The sequence below is a fragment of the Desulforhabdus sp. TSK genome (assembly GCF_022836495.1).
Taxonomy (GTDB): Bacteria; Desulfobacterota; Syntrophobacteria; order Syntrophobacterales; family Syntrophobacteraceae; genus Desulforhabdus.
This window is the reverse complement of record NZ_BQXM01000005.1, coordinates 1-16,712: the sequence shown is the minus strand read 5'-3', so window position 1 is coordinate 16,712 and position 16,712 is coordinate 1. Positions and strand designations below refer to the sequence as shown.

At 56.9% G+C, this 16,712-nt stretch carries 11 protein-coding genes and 1 CRISPR repeat array; of the genes, 9 read left to right on the top strand and 2 right to left on the bottom strand.

Features of this window, described 5'->3' with window-relative positions:
• The first annotated feature begins 541 nt into the window (after nt 1-541).
• From MWC30_RS04450 to cas2, 7 genes are all read left to right on the top strand, one after another.
• A complete protein-coding gene (locus MWC30_RS04450; RefSeq protein ID WP_244082952.1) occupies nt 542-1,504 on the top strand; it encodes a YafY family protein in 963 nt (320 codons plus the stop codon).
• Nucleotides 1,505-1,652: 148 nt separating this feature from the next.
• On the top strand, nt 1,653-4,052 hold the full coding sequence (locus MWC30_RS04445; protein ID WP_244082951.1) for a CRISPR-associated endonuclease Cas3'': 2,400 nt from the start codon (nt 1,653-1,655) through the stop codon (nt 4,050-4,052).
• Nucleotides 4,049-6,256 (top strand): type I-U CRISPR-associated protein Csx17, encoded by a 2,208-nt coding sequence (csx17, locus tag MWC30_RS04440; protein ID WP_256461218.1) that lies wholly within the window; start codon nt 4,049-4,051, stop codon nt 6,254-6,256. The genes MWC30_RS04445 and csx17 overlap by 4 nt, the downstream gene beginning before the upstream one ends.
• 12 nt (nt 6,257-6,268) lie before the next feature.
• Nucleotides 6,269-7,222 (top strand): type I-U CRISPR-associated RAMP protein Csb1/Cas7u, encoded by a 954-nt coding sequence (cas7u, locus tag MWC30_RS04435; RefSeq protein WP_244082949.1) that lies wholly within the window; start codon nt 6,269-6,271, stop codon nt 7,220-7,222.
• A 2-nt stretch (nt 7,223-7,224) separates the two neighbouring features.
• A complete protein-coding gene (gene csb2 / locus MWC30_RS04430; RefSeq protein WP_244082948.1) occupies nt 7,225-8,775 on the top strand; it encodes a type I-U CRISPR-associated protein Csb2 in 1,551 nt (516 codons plus the stop codon).
• Nucleotides 8,772-10,466 carry a CRISPR-associated endonuclease Cas1 gene (cas1, locus tag MWC30_RS04425; protein ID WP_244082947.1) on the top strand — a complete coding sequence of 565 codons (1,695 nt, stop codon included), beginning with the start codon at nt 8,772-8,774 and terminating at the stop codon, nt 10,464-10,466. The genes csb2 and cas1 overlap by 4 nt, the downstream gene beginning before the upstream one ends.
• 10 nt (nt 10,467-10,476) lie before the next feature.
• Nucleotides 10,477-10,764 carry a CRISPR-associated endonuclease Cas2 gene (gene cas2, locus MWC30_RS04420; protein WP_244082946.1) on the top strand — a complete coding sequence of 96 codons (288 nt, stop codon included), beginning with the start codon at nt 10,477-10,479 and terminating at the stop codon, nt 10,762-10,764.
• A gap of 204 nt (nt 10,765-10,968) precedes the next feature.
• Nucleotides 10,969-11,888: direct repeats of the CRISPR family, unit length 37 nt; unit sequence ATTTTCCGGGGTTGGAATGCCCCGGCCTCATTGAAGC.
• A gap of 44 nt (nt 11,889-11,932) precedes the next feature.
• Here the strand turns inward: cas2 and mazF are convergent.
• Nucleotides 11,933-12,271, bottom strand: a complete 339-nt coding sequence (gene mazF, locus MWC30_RS04415) for an endoribonuclease MazF (RefSeq protein ID WP_244082945.1) — start codon at nt 12,269-12,271, stop codon at nt 11,933-11,935.
• A complete protein-coding gene (locus MWC30_RS04410; RefSeq protein ID WP_244082944.1) occupies nt 12,265-12,510 on the bottom strand; it encodes an AbrB/MazE/SpoVT family DNA-binding domain-containing protein in 246 nt (81 codons plus the stop codon). Before MWC30_RS04410 ends, mazF begins: the two co-directional genes overlap by 7 nt.
• A gap of 477 nt (nt 12,511-12,987) precedes the next feature.
• Here MWC30_RS04410 and mutS point away from each other — a divergent pair, with 477 nt between their 5' ends.
• Together mutS and MWC30_RS04400 are read left to right on the top strand one after the other, a co-directional pair.
• The gene (gene mutS, locus MWC30_RS04405) at nt 12,988-15,690 is read left to right on the top strand and encodes a DNA mismatch repair protein MutS (protein ID WP_244082943.1); all 2,703 of its coding nucleotides are present in this window, start codon (nt 12,988-12,990) and stop codon (nt 15,688-15,690) included.
• The coding region (locus tag MWC30_RS04400) for an AMIN domain-containing protein (RefSeq protein WP_244082942.1) at nt 15,687-16,712 on the top strand (1,026 nt) is incomplete at its 3' end. The genes mutS and MWC30_RS04400, both read left to right, overlap by 4 nt.

Sequence of the window (16,712 nt, the reverse complement as noted above, 5' to 3'; positions counted from 1 at the left end):
TTCGAGTCCACCCCCTTCTTCCCGGTGGCAGCCCCGATACGCTCCCGGGAGGATCTCCCCGAAGCGCGGCAATCAATTCCCTTGGCGGATCCCACAAAGGCGGGGTCCGCCCCCCCAATGTTGAAACATCCTGACCGGCGAGCATTCCAGTGAGGTCCACCGACCGCCACACCGACAAAAAGTCTTCCTGCTTTCCCCGTAGCATCGGTCAGGATGTTATTTTTATTAGCAAATCTTAGGCCAAAATTTTGCAGAAAATCGACTTCCCTCTCCGGGATAAGGAGCTCGACTCCACGAAAAAAGGTCTCATTGTTCATCTGCTATTCCACCCTGCCTGAAATGGAGACAGATTAGCCGATGAGGGCTATCCCTGTTATGACGATATGGAAATGGATACTATCCGCCCTGGAGTTGTCCCCGGGAGCGTTCGAAAAGACTTTACATCTTCAACTCCTCGCGCTTTCCTGCCGATACGGTTGTTGTCTCATCTGAGGAGCACGTCCTCATTCTCTCGTCTTTCACCCCTCAGGCCGGAGGAGTCATGGGTGATCGTCTGTACTTGGAACGTTTTATCTGGTTCGACCATCAGATCCGTACAGGGCGGTATCCCAACGCCACCGCATTAGCCGAGCACTTTGAATGTAATGTAAAAACAGCCCAAAGAACCATTGAGACCTTTCGAGACCGTTTCGGGGCTCCCCTGGAATACGATGCCTCGCGCCGGGGGTATCAATACGAGGACCCGAGCTACCAACTCCCTGTAACTCAACTCAATGAAAACGAGCTCCTGGCCCTGCTGGTATCTCGAAAGCTCCTCACCGATGCCGCGGCGGGAGGTTTGGGTGAGGAGCTGAACAAAGTGGCCTCACGCCTCAACAGGCTTCTTGCCGAAAACATTTCGGGGGCTGTCGATCCCGAAACAGCGTTTTCCTTTCGATGGAAAGCTTTCACCCCCAGTAATACCGACATTTTCAGGCAAGTGCTGACCGCCCTCACGACACATTGCCCCCTCTCCTTCCGTTATTACTCCCCTCATAAGAACCAATGCACCACCCGCACTGTGGAGCCTCACCATATGGTAAACTACCAGGGAACATGGCATCTCATCGCCTGGTGCCGGCTCCGCGAAGACTGGAGGGACTTCGTCCTGGCCCGCATGAGCGAATGCCAGGTCGGGCTTGCTCCCTTCTCGCCCCGCGATGTGTCCCAATGGCGCTCTTTTTTGGATGCGACCTTCGGAATTTTCCAAGGACAGGAGAGCTTCGAGGTAACCCTGCGTTTTTCCAATGCCTTGGCCAGATGGGCTCGAGGCCAGATCTGGCACTCTCGCCAGCGTTTCCACGAACACGCAAGTGGAGAATTAGACATCACACTCCCCGTTTCTCACGAAACCGAAATCCTCATGGAGATCCTCAAGTACGGTTCCCAGGTGGAGGTCTTGGCCCCTGAACGGCTTCGCCAAAGGGTCCGGGACGAAATTGAAGCCATGATGAAAAAATATTGAACCTGGGACACGAAATGGGGGAGGTCGGGTGGTATACGATTATCCATGCCGACACACGCATGACCGAGATCGACTGCCGGCCTTCAGCCCGGAGGAAGCCCAACACTAAGGCCGGGCAGAAAATATGAAATGAAATGGAGAAGATGTGATGGACTATGCACGGTTTTTTCATTCAGTCACAGGCTGCGACCCATTTCCATACCAGCTTCAGCTGGGGGAGGGGCTCTGGCCGAATCTTTTAGAGGTCCCGACGGGACTGGGGAAAACAGCAGCCGTCGTGGTGGCGTGGATGTGGAAGGTCCTGAACGAGGATAAGCAAACACCCCTGCGGATGGCGTACTGTCTCCCCATGCGAGTCTTGGTGGAACAAACCATGGATTGCGGTGCCAAATGGGTCGAAAATGCTGCTCCTGAGTTCCATCGGCGAGGTCGGGTTTTGCCCGGAGTTTATCTCCTCATGGGGGGTGAAACAGAAGCAAAATGGGTCGAAAGACCGGAAGAGCCATCCCTCATTGTAGGAACACAAGATATGCTCCTTTCCCGTGCGCTCATGCGAGGATATGGCATGAGCCGCTACCAGTGGTCCATTCATTTTGCTCTGTTGCACAATGATGCTTTGTGGGTTTTTGACGAAATTCAACTCATGGGTGCGGGACTGCCCACCACGGCGCAACTCGAAGCATTCCGTCGGCGTCTCCCCCTTGCTAGACCAAGCCGGAGTATCTGGATGTCGGCTACCCTCAATTCCGAGTGGCTCGGCACTGTAGATCTGCAACCCCACCTGGCAACACTGCAGCATCTCGGTCTCGAGCAAGAGGAAACAGCCGGCCCCACTGTCAAGAGACGGCGCGAGGCGGTCAAGCGACTGCACCAAGCCTCAACGAAGGTCACAACGGAAAATCAGAAGCAATCTGCCAAGAATTATGCTGAAGCCCTGGCATCGGAAGTCGCTGAAAAACACGTGGATGGAAGTACAACGCTTGTCATTGTCAATACCGTCGAGCGATGCCAGGCAATTTTGGAAGCTCTGAACAGGCGCAAGATCTCTGCTGAAACCTTTCTCGTTCATTCCAGGTATCGCCCTGCCGAGCGTCTCACCGTCAATCGAAAGCTGACTGAGTCCCCGGCTTCTGACGGCCCGGGCCGCATCATCATCGCCACTCAGGCGGTGGAAGCAGGGGTGGACATAACCTCTCGCGTGCTCTTTACGGAGCTTGCGCCCTGGGCGTCTCTGGTGCAGCGCTTCGGTCGCTGCAATCGCTATGGTGAGCTGGGAGAGATTGGAGCCGATATTTTCTGGATCGACATCGAACAGGGAGGGAAACTCGACGCACCTTATGAAGTTGCCTCTCTCGATCTCGCCAGGAGCAAGCTTGCGGACCTGCCCGGCGCAAGTCCTGCGGACCTGCCCGGCATCGATGAAGAGGCCCCCCTTCATCCAGTGATTCGTTACAAGGATTTTCGCGATCTCTTCAACACTGACCCGGATCTGACCGGCTTCGATGTGGATATCTCACCTTATATCCGGGATGCCGATGACCTCGATGTACAGGTATCCTGGCGGGATCTCTCGCAAGGCACAGAGGACCAGCCTCTTCCCCAAAGGACAGAATTGTGCCGTGCCTCGCTTTCCCAGGCGAAGGTTTTATTCGATAGGATCCGCAAGCAAGAGTTGTGGGCTTATCGCTGGGACAGCCTCGACGGAAAATGGCGCATGTTTCAGACGGAACTGTTCCCAGGGCTTGTGCTGATGTTGGACATGAAAGCCGGGGGGTACAGCGGACAACTCGGTTTTCATCCACCAAGCAAGGATCCGGTAGTGCCGGTAGATGACGGGTACGCAAGCGGGGAGACGGAAATCTATGAGGGTGACATACGAAGCCATATGGCGGGCGATGTAACATTGACTCACCACCTGTCGGACGCAGGCGCGGCCGCCGAGCACCTTCTTATAGCGGTCAAGGCCGGCGCCCGGGAGTGCAACGCCGTGAGAATGGCTGCCTCCTGGCACGATGTGGGGAAATCCCATCGGATTTTTCAAGCGACCATGCACGGATGCACCCTTGACGAAGCGTTAAGCAAAGGCCCGCTCCTCGCCAAGTCCACGCTGGCCGGCCGGCACAAACGCAGGCACTTCCGCCATGAATTGGCCTCCATGCTGGCTTGGGTCGCGCACCGGAGCCAGGAAGAAGAGAGTGACCTCATCGCGTATCTCATCGCCGCCCATCATGGGAAGGTACGGCTCTCCCTGAGGTCTCTGCCCGAAGAGAACGAGCCGACCCCGCCTTTCGGCCCACGCTTTGCCCGTGGAGTATGGGAAAATGAGACCTTGCCTCCAGTGGACGGGGCCAAGGGAGAAGTTATTCCGACCACTCTGTTGCGCCTGGACCTGATGGAACTGGGCGAAGGCCCCATGGGTCCCTCGTGGACGACGCGAACGCAGCGTCTTCTCGAGCGCTACGGTCCTTTTCAACTCGCCTGGTTGGAGGCCATGGTACGCATCGCCGACTGGAGGGCTTCAGCATCTGAGACGGAGGAGCACGCATGAGGCATGAACACATTTTGGGAGGGTGCACCCCGACCCCCTTGGCCCATTATCTCAAAGCCCTCGGGATCCTGCGACTGGTGGCGGAGCAAAAAGATCCCGAAGTTGCCGGTTATTGGACAGCGGAACAGTTTGTTTTAAAGACCGTCCTAGCTTGGGAGGAACTGGAGTTTTTTTTCCTGGAGGAGTATCGCCCATCCCCCATCGTCGCTCCCTGGAATGGGGGGAGCGGGTTTTATTTCCAGGAAGAAAAGCTCAAAGCCGTAGAAGCCGATACGGGTAAGCGGACAAAAACCGGCGTTCGGAACCAGGCAACGGAAGCTACCAGGACCGTAGATCTTTTTTTGGTGAGTAAAGCAGTCAGGCTGGCATTCTATCGAGAGGTTTTGGCGACCTCGAAAAAGGCCGTTCAAGAGGGGGGATACCTCGAAGCACCAAAAAAGGAAGAAAAGATAAGACTTGTTACGATGCTTCGAGGACAACTACCAGATGCCTCGCTGTATTGGTGCGATGCGGCAATTTTGTTGGGATCCCAAAAGGCTGATTTCCCACCCTTGCTCGGTACGGGTGGAAACGATGGTAATTTGGATTTTACAAATAACTTCATGCAACGGCTCGTCGAGCTCATCGATCCCGATAGCGGCATGCCCCGGCCGGCATCCGCGAATTGGCTAAAAGGCGCGTTGAGCGGACAACCGACCCAGGGGTTGGTTTCCAGGGCAATTGGACAGTTTTTTCCCGGCAATGCGGGTGGCCCCAATGGTACCAACGGATTTGTATCCAATCCCCTCGTCAATCCCTGGGATTATGTCCTGATGCTTGAAGGCGCTTTATTCTTCGCAGGATCTGCAACCAGAAGAATGGAAAACCCGGGCCATTCGGCATTGAGCTGTCCTTTCACTGTTCGAATGGCTGAAGGAGGGAGCGGATGCCTCGGGGCCGAACAGAAGGCAAGGGATGAAATATGGCTGCCCCTGTGGCGCCTTCCGGCCAATTATGCAGAGCTGCAGGCTCTCTTTTGCGAAGGGCGTGCGACTGTTGGCCGCCATTCGGTGAGGGACGGACTTGATTTCGCCCGAGCGCTGAGCAGTTACGGAGTGGATCGTGGCATTGCCGCTTTCCAGCGCTACGGTTTTCTGATGCGCTCGGGAAAAGCCTATCTCGCAACCTCTCTCGGGAAAATCCCCGTACGTCGAGTTCCTGAAGCAGACCTTCTGACTCATCTCGACCGTTTCGACTGGCTCAATCGGCTTCGATCCTTTGCGCGGAGCGAACAGGCGCCAGGACGGCTTCGTCAACTGGTGAGAAGGCTGGAGAATGCAATTTTTGCCCTCACCCAGTTGGGCGGCAAGCAGGAGCTACAAAGCATTCTCGTTTTGCTGGGCCAGGTACAGCAGGCTTGCGCACTCAGTGCAAAGGGGCGTGAAGCGGTGCCTCCAGTACCACTTCTCGGTTCAGACTGGGCACTGAAGGCCGACGACCAGACCCATGAGTTTCGCATTGCATGTGCTTTGGCGGGTTTAGATGACATGCGTCGTTTCCTCTTACCGATCAAATACGACAATGGAAAATACCAATGGGATCCTGGGAATCAGCATAACCTATGGATGGGCAGTAACCTTATTCACAGCCTCTTGCGCGTGTTGAATCACCGCCTGATCGAAGCTCGGCGCGGCAGCCGGGATCCTGGTGCGATAGCAACACCCTTTTCGGGTTTCAGTCAAACGGACCTGCCGGCCGTCATGGCTTTTTTGAGGGCTGAAACCGATGACACGCGCATTGCACTGCTGCTTAACGGGCTGGTCAACGTCCGTTTACCTGATTCCCTCCAGAAACGCCATGCGCTCTCCACTTTGCCGCCCAGTGCCTATCACGTCTTAAAACCCCTTTTCATGCCTGAACGCCTCTTGCATGATTTGGCAGTATTGTCGCCAGGGGTCGGCATTTCATTGCCTGGGGAAGTGATCTCATTATTGGAGTCCGGTAACACTTTTCAACTGGAGCGCGCCGTAGCCATAGCCTGGCGCCGGTTACGAGCTTCGGGGATTCGCCTTCCAAGCCATCCCGGACGCCCCCCATCCGCTATCAATTTTGATGGCCCACGGCTTGCCGCAGCTCTCATGATTCCCATAGCCGGGAGAGAAGCTCAGCGCATGCTTGTCCATTATCGACCATTGGCTGAAACCGCAGCTACATCACAAGAATAAGGAGGATTAACCATGTCGCTTGATTTTTCCGGCCTTGACCATGCTCCCCGTCTGCTTTTGGAAGCCGATTTGAAGCCCATCCAGGGCACACGTTTTCAACCCACCGGGTTTCCCGATCTTGGGGCCGCTGTGTACGATGCCCCCGATGGTCAACGCATGCTCCTGGTCGAATCGGCACAGAGCATGGCCAACAGGCTGGAGGCAGTATGCTGGGACGCCACGGCCGACGATTGGGCTGTCTCTCTTCGAGGGGTCCCTTTTATCAGGGTTGTCGATGAAAAAGGCAGGACCCTGACCAATAGCGTGCTCGAAGCGCACCGGATCAATTCCCCTTACATTCTCGAGGGAAAAGATAAAAGCGTCCTCGATACTTTGAAAAAAGCACTGGCCAGTATGGAAGAGGGAGCAGTCAACATTCGAGAGCTTGCCCGCGTCCTCCTGCGTCTGGATACGAATGCGCTCATCCATGGAGTTTTTCTGGCCAAGAAGGAATTAGCCGGCGGCCGGTTACGGTTGCCTCGACTTCTGTCGGCATTTATCGAAGCTGAAGACATCGCCGTGGCACAAAGCGGCGGAGTTAAGAACGATCATGTGAACCCTTCGGGTGATGCATCAAAAGGGTTTGGAAATGTTCCCTTTTCCCGTGATGAATATACGGCATCGCGAATAACGGCGTACTTCAATATTGACTTGGCACAACTCCGTGGCTTCGCGCTTGGAAACGGCGCAGAAGCGATGCTCCTTGGAATCATCTCTTACAAGATCCTTAGTTTTCTCAATGATGGATTGCGCTTGCGAACCGCGTGCGATCTGGAATGCACGAACCTGCGCGTCACACGCCCTGAAAAGTTCCGCATGCCGTCGCTCTCAGAACTGAAACAATCCTTACCGGGTTTGATTCAGGAGGTCGCTGACCAAGGCATTTTTGTAGAGCCACGCATCACTACCGTGACATGGAGGAAATGATCATGCTGGCCGTGGCTTTCCGTTTTCTTGCGGGAAGGTATCATGCGACACCCTGGGGGAGACACGTGAACGAGGCCGACGTGGAATGGCCGCCATCTCCGTGGCGGATTGTGCGGGCACTCGTTGCCAACTGGCACTGCAAGATCGATCCGAGCCAATATCCTGTCGGGCTGTTTGAAAACTTGCTTGGGAAGCTCTCCGAGTGCCTGCCCGTCTATCGGCTCCCCTCGGTCATGCACTCCCATGTGCGTCACTACATGCCCGTCCGTGAAAGCTATAAAGACAAGAACTCCCTCATTTTCGACGCCTTCGCACGAATCTCCCCTGAAGACGAGCTCATTGTGGCCTGGCCGTATCTTGAGCTGAAGGAGGAAGAGGAACGGCTTTTGGATCAGCTGCTGGCGGGTCTCGCTTACCTGGGTCGTGCTGAAAGCTGGGTGGAAGGACGCCGTTTATCCCAATGGCAAGGGCATCCGAACTGCTTCCCTGCCGACTTCAAGCCGGCACCCAAGAAAGGCGAGCCGGAGGAAGTGATCCCTTTGCTCTGCCCCTTGGCGCCTTCCGTCTATAACAAGCTTTACGCTCAAGGGGTCGATCATGGCGTTGGCTCCAAAATCGCCACAAAGAAAAAGGGGGGCAAGCATAAGGCATCCCTCCCCGGATCATGGCTTGAAGCCGTTAGCCTGGAAACAAGTGTTTTGCAGGCTGCGGGCTGGAGTCACCCCCCTGCATCCCAACGGATCTGGTACCGGAGACCAGCGAGTTCCTTGGCACCCGCCGCAAGGAGTCTCACTCCCCCTCGCCACCGCAGAGCATCCAAAGTGACCACCCTCCGCTTTGCCTTCTATGGCCGTCCTCTGCCTTTACTCGAAAACGCTGTGAGGATCGGCGAGTTAGCGCGTATGGCCCTGATGCGCGTGGTGGAGAACAAGCAGGGTAAGGTTCCCCCACTGCTTTCCGGGCACGGTCTTCCTCGTGACAACCGACACGAACATGCTTTCTTTCTCCCTGAACCGGATCAAGACGGTCATATCGGCCATCTTTTGGTGCACGTCTCTGGAGGTCTCGATGAGGAGACGTTGCGAGCCATGCAGGGATTGAAAAAACTCTACATGCGCAACGGCCCCGAATGGGAGGTTTGGTTCGAGGGTGCCGGCATGATAGAGGACTTCTCCGATACGTCGCCGTTCATGGCATCGGGCAAGAGATGGCGCCCCGTGACACCCTACCTTCGCCCATGGCATGTGAAAAAGAACTTCGACACTTTCGAACAAATAAGCAAAGAATGCTTATTGCGTGCTTTGCCGGCACCCGAGGCCATCCATTTTCTTTCAGAGATAAAGGTGGGCTCTCGTATTCGGCGCTCTGTTCACTTTCATCGTTTTCGGAGCAAGCGTGGCCTGCTCCAGCCGGATACCCACGGCTGCCTGCCCGAGCTCGTTTTTCCTGAAACGATCCAGGGCCCTCTGGCTCTGGGATTCGGCTCTCATTATGGACTTGGACTCTTTGTTCCGGTGGGGGGCGTCGTTTCAAAGGGGGAACGAATGTCATGAATACCCCATCTGACAGGTTGGTTTGCTCGGACACCCCCCTCATCCCCGTGCGCAATCTCAACGAGCACGTGTATTGCCCGAGGCTGGCGTATCTCATGTGGGTGCAGGGAGAGTTTGCGCACAACGAGTTCACGGTGGACGGAACGATTCGGCACCGGCGGGTGGATGCGGGAGGCGGGGCGCTGCCCGAGCACCCCGAAGAAGACACAAAGGTCCATGCGCGGTCCGTGAGCCTGAGCTCCGACCTCCTGGGGATCACCGCCAAGATCGACCTGGTGGAAGGGGAAGGGACCACGGCCACGCCCGTCGACTACAAGCGGGGCAAGCGGCCTCACGTCGCGGGGGGCGCATACGATCCGGAGCGGGTGCAGCTTTGCGCCCAGGGCCTGCTACTGCGCGAGCACGGTTTTGACTGCGACCATGGGGTACTTTATTTCGCCGCCTCACGGGAACGAGTCCACATCCCATTCGATGAGAGCCTCATCACCCGGACCTTGAAAGCCATCGAGGAGCTCAAAGCATGTGCGGCATGCGGCGAGGTGCCACCACCCCTGGAAGACAGCCCCAAGTGTCCACACTGTTCCCTGGTGGGCATCTGCCTGCCCGACGAGGTGCGCTTTCTCGCGCACCTTCCGGTGCAGCCGCGTCCGATTTTTCCAACGATCGACTCGGGCCTGCCACTTTATGTTCAGTCCCCGCGCGCATGGGTCCGTAAAGACGGTGGGCGTCTCGTCATCGAAGAGAAGAAGGAAGCGGTGGCCGAAACGCGCCTGGGAGAAGTTTCGCAGGTAGTGCTCTACGGGAATGCGACGCTCACGACTCCCGCCCTCCACGAGTGCCTGCGCCGCCAGATTCCAGTCACATGGCTGAGCTATGGGGGCTGGTTCATGGGACACACGGTGAGCACCGGCCATCGCAATGTGGAAACACGCACCCACCAGTACCGGCGCAGCTTCGAATCGGACACATGCCTCAAACTTGCCCGCCGCTGGGTAGTGGCCAAAATTGCCAATTGCCGCACGCTGCTCCGCCGCAACTGGCGAGGAGACGGGGCCGAGGGGAAAGCTCCAAAGGAAATCCTGCAAACCATGCAAGGAGACATGCGGCAGGCCATGCGCGCACCTTCCCTTGAAGGCCTGCTGGGAGAGGAAGGCGCCGGGGCGAGCCGATATTTTCAACACTTTGGACGCATGCTGCGGAGGGAGGACGGGCCGGGCATGGGCTTCGATTTCACAACCCGTAACCGCCGTCCGCCCAGAGACCCCATCAATGCCATGCTTTCTTTTGCCTACGCCATGCTCACCCGCGAATGGACAGTTACCCTGGCTGCCGTGGGTTTGGACCCATACCGGGGTTTTTACCATCAGCCTCGTTTCGGCAGACCTGCTCTGGCCTTGGACATGATGGAGCCTTTCCGGCCTCTGGTGGCCGATTCCACCGTCCTCACCGCCGTCAACAACGGCGAAGTGCAACCCGATGATTTCGTGCACGCTGCCGGCTCGTGCAATCTCACGGATTCTGGACGGAAACGATTCATCGCGGCCTTCGAGCGGCGTATGCAGCAGGAGGTGACGCATCCCATCTTCAAGTACAAGGTCACTTATCGCCAGCTTTTCGAGGTGCAGGCAAGGCTCCTGATCCGCTTCCTGTCAGGGGAAATCCCGATGTATCCGAATTTCGTCACGAGATAGAGGGGCGGAGATGGATCATCTCTACATAGTGAGTTATGATGTACGCAATCCCCGGCGCTGGAAGCGCCTGTTCCAAACAATGCACGGCTTCGGCGACTGGCTCCAGCTTTCTGTCTTTCAATGCCGGCTCGACAAGATCCGTAAATTGAGACTCGAAGCCTCAATTCGCGAGATAGTGAATTCGAGGGAGGACCATGTGCTCATCATGGATTTGGGTCCGGCGGACAGTGTAACGCCAAAGGTAAGCAGTATCGGCAAGGTTTTCGACCCCGTCAAAAAGGAGTCTACCATCGTTTGACAAGCCTGCTTGACGGGCGCGAGGGCTCACGTGATGCCCGAAACCCCGGGAGCGGTCGAAACGATGATATTCTTTGATAACCGAATAGTTGGCGCAGCAAAGAATCACGGCTCATGGAAAGGAGATTTAAATGAACGCGATTTTCCGGAACCCCTCGCAGAGCGTCCAGCCAGACAACGCCCAGCGAGGAAAAGATCCGGAGCTATTTTCCGGGGTTGGAATGCCCCGGCCTCATTGAAGCTCAGGCCCTGCCGGGTACTACGAAACGAACATCAATATTTTCCGGGGTTGGAATGCCCCGGCCTCATTGAAGCCAAATATCGGAGACGTTGCCCATGATGCCTGGAGTAATTTTCCGGGGTTGGAATGCCCCGGCCTCATTGAAGCCAGATCATTGGCGCACGATCTATTAAAAAGGTAATTATTTTCCGGGGTTGGAATGCCCCGGCCTCATTGAAGCCATCGTTAGTAAATGATTACCAAAAAATTTTCCGCGTATTTTCCGGGGTTGGAATGCCCCGGCCTCATTGAAGCTCATCCTTACATAATTCCTTAACATAATCTATGTAGTCATTTTCCGGGGTTGGAATGCCCCGGCCTCATTGAAGCCGGACGTAGTGGACAGGTTCGCGGCCCAAGGGTGGCATATTTTCCGGGGTTGGAATGCCCCGGCCTCATTGAAGCCGGTGGTGGGGGTGGAAAGTCCGGTTCTTCCAGTGATTTTCCGGGGTTGGAATGCCCCGGCCTCATTGAAGCCATGTTCTCCGTGACATCGTCGCCGCCCAGGTCGAATTTTCCGGGGTTGGAATGCCCCGGCCTCATTGAAGCCCGCCGTCGCGTCAGTCCTCGCAGGCGTTTCCCCCCGATTTTCCGGGGTTGGAATGCCCCGGCCTCATTGAAGCGGCATATCCGGCATTTCGACATAGTTTGCGCCAAGGAATTTTCCGGGGTTGGAATGCCCCGGCCTCATTGAAGCATGCTGTAGTATCAAATGTATCGGCCGACGTTACCAAATTTTCCGGGGTTGGAATGCCCCGGCCTCATTGAAGCGGCAGTGGTCCAGGAAGAAGGAGCGATCACGGTTCCGATTTTCCGGGGTTGGAATGCCCCGGCCTCATTGAAGCCCATAATCCCGATCAGTACCTGAATCACCCGATTGAAGGTAAGTTCAAAGCAGAGTCGCCAGCTTGGCCAACACCTCATCGAGGACATCATTCGGTATTTTGCAGATGAATTGGGCATCTCGGGCTCGCCAATCGAGGCTTTTTACATGATCTGAGAGGATGGCCCCAGTAATGCTAAGCCCATCAGGAATATTCACTTCGTATGGATATCCCTTTAATCGATTGGTTATGGGACAGAGAAGTGCCAGCCCAACTTTGCCATTATATTCCATGGGTGAAAGAACCAAAGCAGGCCTTTTCCCTCTCTGCTCATGTCCGGCCTGAGGGTCAAAATTGAACCACACAACATCTCCCCGCTCAGGAATATAGCCGGCTGTTACCAAATCTCATCCCCTACGGGTCGGCCTGTTTCCGTTTCCCTGTGGATATTTTCCGGCCGAATCCCTTCCAAGAGTTGTGACAGAGAATACTGACGTTTATGAGCCACAGGCTTGATGACTAGATTCCCGTCTTCCATGACGTATTCCACACAGGAATTCTCTCTCACATCCAACGCTTCTGCTATATGCGCCGGAATCCTCAACGCCAGGCTGTTCCCCCACCTTTTAACAGTTGCCTGCATGCTGCCCCCCTCCTCTATTCTCCGGGTGCTTTTGAAATTTTCCATGCCCGCTTCTGCTGTTTCTACGTTGTTTCTACATAGGGTAACCATTACGTTTCGATCCTGTCAATGAATATCGCAACGCTACGTGCCTGGAGATAAAATGCCCTGAGGGTCTGTATCCAATGCTGTTGACTTAACGTCACCCCTGTGAAAACCTGGGTCCAGAAAGTCTTTATTTCCTGGGTTCCGGCTTTCGCCGGAATGACGAACGTTGGTTAAGTCAACAACATTGGGACCTTTACCGTGCCGGTCGGGGACGGGGCAACGCAAGCGCCGGCCCTTTTCCCCTGCATCGACCGTTGATTCCCTCGTCGATTGCAACTATTCCTTGATCTTGCCCGGCGCAACAGATAAAAATCCATCAGCCCGTCAGAAAAGCCCTCTGCGCCTCCGGAGCGCGGAAGATCCAGGGAACACGAGGAAGCTGAAGCCTTTATGACCAAACCGACTCCCATGATGCAGCAATATCTGGAGATCAAGTCTCAACATCCCGACGCGCTGCTGTTTTACCGCATGGGAGACTTTTACGAGCTCTTCCTGGACGATGCCGTCACGGCTTCACGCATCCTTGAAATCGCCCTCACCTCCCGAGACAGAAATGCTGAGAACCCCATTCCCATGTGCGGCGTCCCCTACCATGCGGCCGAAGGGTACATTGCGCGGCTGGTGGCATCGGGAAACAAGGTGGCCATCTGCGACCAGGTGGAAGATCCCAGGAAAGCCAAGGGACTCGTACGCCGTGAAGTGACGCGGGTCATCACTCCCGGCCTCATCCTGGAAAACCAGAACCTGACGGCCAAGCAGCCCAACTACCTGGCTGCGGTATCCTCCGGCAGGCGTGGGACGCCCCTGGGACTGGCTTACCTGGATGTCTCCACGGCTGAATTCAGGGTGGTGGAACTGGAAACGGAAGAAGCCCTCCAGGAGGAGCTGTTCCGGGTCTCCCCCAAAGAGCTGCTGCTGCCCGAAGGGGGCGAGCCCCTCTGGGTGCATCCGCTACAAAAAAGGATGGACCTGGCACTGACCTTTCTGAACCGTGAAGATTTTGACACCCGCAGGGCCTACGAGTGCCTGAAAGAGCACTTCCAGGTGCATTCCCTGGAGGGCTTCGGGGTGCGGAATAGGGAGCAGGGGGTGGAAGCGGCCGGGGCCATCCTCACCTATATGAAGCGCAACCTGCTGGTCCCGGGAGAGCATATCCGAGCCCTCCTCCCCTACAGCCGCTCGGACTTCATGATCCTGGATGAGGCCACGGTGCGGAACCTGGAGATTTTCCATTCCATCAGCTTTCAGGGCCGGAAAGGCTCGTTGCTCTCCGTCCTGGACGAGACACGCACCGCCATGGGAGGACGCAAGCTCCAGCAGTGGCTGCGCTATCCCCTTCTGGACCTGCAGGCAATTCATGAACGCCAGGAGGCGGTGGCCGAACTGGTCGAACGCGCCGACCTCCGTGCTGAAATCGTCGGCCACCTGGAAGTCATGAACGACCTGGAACGGCTGAACAGCCGCAATTCCACGGGGAGCTCCTCGCCCCGGGACCTGGTCGCTCTCAAAAAATCGCTCCAGATCCTCCCTTCCCTCCAACGGACACTCGGGGGGTGTGCCAGCCCTCGGCTGGCAGCCCTGGGACAGTCCTGGGACCCCCTCGTGGACGTGGCCGATCACCTGGAATCGACCCTCACGGACCCACCTCCTGTAACTCTCGCATCGGGGGGAGTCATCTACCTCGGAGTAAACGCGGAGCTGGACCATTATGTCCGCCTGAGCCGGGATGCCAAAGGCTGGATGGCCGATTACGAAGCCAGAGAGCGCAGGGAGACGGGCATTTCCTCCCTCAAGGTCCGTTTCAACAAGGTCTTCGGCTACTATATCGAAATATCCAAAGCCAACCTGGCAGCGGTTCCCGAACGCTATTTCCGCAAGCAGACCCTCGTCAACGCGGAGCGATTCATCACGGAAGAGCTCAAGACCTTCGAAACCCAGGTCCTGGAGGCCGATGAAAAGCGCCTGGAACTGGAGCAGCAGATTTTTGCCGAGCTTCGGCGGACCATCGCACACGAGAGCGAGCGCATTCAGGCCATGGCCGGGAAGGTGGCTCAGCTGGATTGCCTGGCGGCACTGGCCGAGGTGGCCGCACGGTACGACTACTGCCGTCCCCACCTGGACGCGGGGGACGCTCTCTCCATACGCAACGGCCGCCATCCCGTCATCGAACGGTTCCTCCAGGAAGGAAGTTTTGTCCCCAACGACATTCACCTGGACCAGGAGGAGCAGCAGGTCATCATCTTGACGGGTCCCAATATGGCAGGAAAATCCACGATCCTGCGCCAGGTGGCCCTCATCGTTCTGCTGGCTCAGCTGGGGAGCTTCGTCCCCGCGGCGGAAGCCCGTATCGGCCTGGTCGATCGGATCTTCACCCGGGTGGGCGCTTCCGACGATCTCGCCCGGGGTCGTTCCACTTTCATGGTGGAAATGCAGGAAACGGCCAACATTTTGCATCAGGCAACCCCCCGGAGCCTCATCATCCTGGACGAAATCGGACGGGGGACGAGCACGTTCGACGGTCTGAGCATCGCCTGGGCGGTCGCGGAGCATTTGCACGATTTCAAGGGTGTCGGTATAAAAACCCTTTTCGCGACCCATTATCACGAATTGACGGACATGGTGCAGACACACTCCCGGGCCAAGAACTTCAATGTGGCCATCAAGGAATGGCGGGACGAGATCCTCTTCTTTCACAAACTGCTGCCGGGAGGCGCCAGCCGCAGCTATGGGATCCAGGTGGCCCAACTGGCGGGCATGCCCCAGGAAGTCACCCAGCGTGCCAAGGAGATTCTCTCCCACCTCGAGAACGGACAGGTTTCCCCGGCCCCTGCGGTGGTCTCGGTTCCGAGGCGGACAAAGTCCGCCAGGGGAACGGCGGCCGCCGTGCAGCTCAGCCTCTTCAAGCCGTCCCTGGAGTGGGTCCGTGAACGCATTGTCGGCCTGGACCTGGATCATGTCACTCCCATGGCCGCATGGCAGACCCTTCACGCCCTCAAGGAACAGCTGCGCGACGGCGGAAGCCCCCCGGCAGCCAAAGCCGCCGATCCCGAAGCATCGTCACCGGCCGTCGGAGAGCAAGCTCGGAAAAGATGATGGACGTTCAAAATAAACACAAGATGAATGCCCACCGCAGGCCTCTGATGCTGCTGCTGATTGCTGTGTCGGTCTTCCTGGCACCCTCCCTTGCACCGGCGGACACCATCGATGCCCTCTACCAGGAAGCTTCCGGAGAATACCGGGCAGCCGTCGCCATGCCCCAAAGGCAACAGAAGGCCCAGGCAATTCGTCAGTGTCAGCAGCACCTGCAGCAACTCCTCGACGCCGACATCGGGGAACGCTATGCCGACAAAACATACTACCTGATGGCTCGATGCCACCATGTGCTCCATGACATCTCGTCCAATTCCGGGGACTTCAAGTCCGCCCTGGAAAAGTACCGCTCCGTCGTATCGAGATACCCTCAAAGCCCCATGGCGGACGATGCCCTCTATCTGAGGGGCATTCTTCTCCAGGGCCGGGACCCCGCAGCCGCTTACCTGGAATTCAGAAAGGTGGAGCTTTTTTATCCCACCGGGGATATGCAGCCCAAAGCCAGGGAGAAAGCAGAGGAGCTCGGCCGGAAACTGGGATACGCCGGTGCCGGACAGACGGGGTCGGAAGAGCGGGAGGGGACCGTCAAGGCCAGAGAAAAAGGCCGTCCTGCAGAAAGAGCCCCTGCGGCGGGAGCAGGCTCGCCTCCCAAAGCCGACCTCAATCGCTTGACGGACATCAGGCATTGGACGGGCTCCGATTACACGCGTGTCGCCCTTTACACCAATGCGCCCGTCCAATTCAAAGAAACGGCCATCCCTTCAGATCCCCAAAGAAAGCAGCCTGGAAAGATTGTTGTGGATCTCGACAACTGCAGGGTGCGACCCGGATTGAAGACAAAGATCCCCGTTATGGACGCCTTCCTGCAGGATGTGCGGGCGGAGGCCGGGAGCCCCCGGGAAACGCGCATCGTCCTCAACACGAAGGCGGTGGACAGCTACCGCGTCTTTTCCATGTCCGACCCTTTCCGCGTCGTCATCGATGTCCGCAGGAAGACCGGCCAGGAGGACGCCCAGCCCCGGGAC

Coding starts and splice junctions, on each gene's coding strand:
- MWC30_RS04450 (WP_244082952.1), top strand. CDS start 542: ATGGGTGATCGTCTGTACTTGGAACGTTTTATCTGGTTCGACCATCAG.
- MWC30_RS04410 (WP_244082944.1), bottom strand. CDS start 12,510: ATGCAGGCAACTGTTAAAAGGTGGGGGAACAGCCTGGCGTTGAGGATT.
- mutS (WP_244082943.1), top strand. CDS start 12,988: ATGACCAAACCGACTCCCATGATGCAGCAATATCTGGAGATCAAGTCT.
- cas2 (WP_244082946.1), top strand. CDS start 10,477: ATGGATCATCTCTACATAGTGAGTTATGATGTACGCAATCCCCGGCGC.
- csb2 (WP_244082948.1), top strand. CDS start 7,225: ATGCTGGCCGTGGCTTTCCGTTTTCTTGCGGGAAGGTATCATGCGACA.
- cas7u (WP_244082949.1), top strand. CDS start 6,269: ATGTCGCTTGATTTTTCCGGCCTTGACCATGCTCCCCGTCTGCTTTTG.
- csx17 (WP_256461218.1), top strand. CDS start 4,049: ATGAGGCATGAACACATTTTGGGAGGGTGCACCCCGACCCCCTTGGCC.
- MWC30_RS04445 (WP_244082951.1), top strand. CDS start 1,653: ATGGACTATGCACGGTTTTTTCATTCAGTCACAGGCTGCGACCCATTT.
- cas1 (WP_244082947.1), top strand. CDS start 8,772: ATGAATACCCCATCTGACAGGTTGGTTTGCTCGGACACCCCCCTCATC.